The sequence below is a fragment of the Wolbachia endosymbiont of Drosophila baimaii genome (assembly GCF_028982185.1).
GTDB classification, from domain to species: domain Bacteria; phylum Pseudomonadota; class Alphaproteobacteria; order Rickettsiales; family Anaplasmataceae; genus Wolbachia; species Wolbachia pipientis.
Window position 1 is genome coordinate 1 of the sequence record NZ_JAPQLE010000154.1, and the last position, 1,278, is coordinate 1,278.

The 1,278-nt window shown below is 33.3% G+C and carries 2 protein-coding genes; both read left to right on the top strand.

What is annotated here, in order from left to right; translation table 11 throughout:
* A partial coding sequence (gene holA, locus OZD66_RS05080) for a DNA polymerase III subunit delta (protein WP_275022420.1) occupies positions 1-820 on the top strand: 820 nt, incomplete at its 5' end.
* A 169-nt stretch (positions 821-989) separates the two neighbouring features.
* Positions 990-1,199, top strand: a complete 210-nt coding sequence (locus tag OZD66_RS05085) for a hypothetical protein (protein ID WP_265042723.1) — start codon at positions 990-992, stop codon at positions 1,197-1,199.
* Positions 1,200-1,278 lie beyond the last annotated feature (79 nt).

Below are 1,278 nucleotides of genomic sequence, written 5' to 3' on the forward strand. Positions count from 1 at the left end.
ACCCAGTTTACTGTTTTCTGAATTGGCAAACGTTTCGATGTTTACCAGCAAAAAATTAATTAAGCTGATAAATGTGAGTGGAGGTATATCCAAAGAGTTAAAAAACGTATTGGATTATAACGCAAGTGGTCACTATGTAATGATGGTAGCAAGTGATCTTCCATATAATTCTGCGACTAAAAGTTATATGGAGAGTTCAAAAATTTTTGGTGTGATTGCTTGCTATAAGGACAGCAACAGCAATCTTTATGACATTATATCAAGTTACTTAAAACAAAATGATATAAAATGCACAAATGAGATAATCTACCATTTGCAATCTTACTTTAATCATAGCAAGCTGCCTACATGTTCAGAACTTGAGAAGTTAGTTTTATACTTAGGGGAGAGAAAAGACCTAAAACTTACTGATATAGAATTATGCTTTTCAACTTCCGGCAACGACTATGCTACACTTGATGATCTATGCTCTGCCATAGCAAGTAAAGATATGTCGCGCTTCATTAGAATTTCTGATGTATTGATATCGCAAGAAAATTTTTCACCGATAGCGCTAATTCGCATTATATCAAATTATTTCCTACGCCTTGAAAACGTTTTGCTGTCAGTGCAAGGTGGAATGAGTGAGCAGGCTGCGATTGATCAGCTAAGCCCTCCATTGTTTTTTAAACAATTGCAGAGTTTTAAATCTCATTTGAAAAGTTTGCAACTTTCAGAACTTAAGAAGATCTTGGAAAAATTGATAAGCTTAGAAGTTACTTGTAAAAAAACTGATTTAGATCATAAAATGATTTTTCAACATGCACTGACGAGTAGCTGACTACTCAGATCCAGCCTTTCTTATAATTTCATCAAAATGTTGTATTTTAACATAAAATAGCTGCTTTTATGCCTACCAAAATTCATTCTTTAGTGTGTGTCTCACAAGTATTCTTTGCTAATAGGATATTTTCGAATATAATTGAATATAACTAGATAAAAATACAGATATGTTTGACATTTCAAAAATTGTAATAACACCTGAAATGTTAAAATTAGTTGCTGAAATTGATGAATTTAAAGGAGCATGGCAATTGTTTGGTAATTTAGCTCCAGAACGTTTACAAATGCTCAAGAAAATTGCAACAATTGAAAGTATTGGTTCTTCTACTCGTATTGAAGGGGCAAGATTATCAGACCGTGAAGTTGAGCAATTATAGCATTTCTCATAATAGTCCGAACAGGTCATAGGAAGGCAGAATCAACAGCACGACGAAAGGATTCGAATAGAGGAATGTT